The sequence below is a fragment of the Tistrella bauzanensis genome (assembly GCF_014636235.1).
GTDB lineage: Bacteria > Pseudomonadota > Alphaproteobacteria > Tistrellales > Tistrellaceae > Tistrella > Tistrella bauzanensis.
The window spans coordinates 1-989 of the sequence record NZ_BMDZ01000189.1 but is presented as its reverse complement, the minus strand read 5'-3'; the positions used below and the strand labels follow the sequence as shown (position 1 = coordinate 989).

Here is a 989-nt window from a genome sequence, read left to right as displayed (position 1 = left end):
GCCGCCAGCGCACCCGATGCCACCGACAGGGTGACGACGACCGTGCCGGAGCCGGCATCCACATCGGCGAAGGAGATGCCGGCCAGCGCTGTGGCCACATCCTCGGTGACGGTGATCGATCCCGGCACGGTCGCGACCGGCGCGTCGTTGACCGAGGTCACCGTGATCGTCGCATCCGCCTGCAAGGACGAGAACGCGGTCAGGCCGCCGGCCGAGGTGATGTTATAGGTCGAGCGGGTGGCGCCGTCGGCGGCCGTGCCCTGGGTCTGGTCCCAGCCCTTGAAGGTGAGGCTGGCGGACTCGCCATTGTCGCCGTCCGGAACATAGCGCAGTTGCGCATCCGGCTTGAGCAAAAGCGCCGCGCCCCATGACACACTGCCGACACTGTACCAGTTGGCGCCGCTGTCGGTGGAATACTGCCAGGTGCCGTTGCCGGCCGAGGCGGTCAGCGCGATGCCGCCCGCCGACGCTCCGTTGTCGGCATCGCCATAGCCTGCCTCGGTGAGCAGATCCGATACTGTGACCACGTCGGAGGTCGTGTCCTCATCGGTGCCGGTCAGCGGCACGTCATCAGAGGAGATGGATGGCGAGTCATTGAGATCGGTGAGATCGATCGTCGCCGTCGCCACATTGGCCGAGAACGCGCTGCCGCCGCCGCTCGTGGTGATGTTCGCCCGGAACTGGGTAGAACCGCTGGTGGCTGTGCCGGTGGTCTGATCCCAGGCCCGGAACGAAATGGTCGCGGTTTCGCCGTTCTCGAAATCGGGAACATAGCGCAGAGACGCCGAGGCATCGAGCAGCACCGCCGAGCTTTCCGACACAGACGAGATCTGGAACCAGTTGGTGCCGTCGGTCGTGTACTGCCAGATGCTGTTTCCCGTGACGCCTGTGATCGCGATGCCGGACAAGGCACCGCTGTCGGCATCACTATAACCGGCATCCGACAGCAGGTCGGCAATCGCGATCGTGCCGGTCCCGCTGTGCTCGGT

At 65.8% G+C, this 989-nt stretch carries 1 pseudogene; it reads right to left on the bottom strand.

The features are described 5' to 3' along the window. Nucleotides 1-989 (bottom strand): annotated as a pseudogene (locus IEW15_RS25510) (hypothetical protein); the annotation flags it as partial.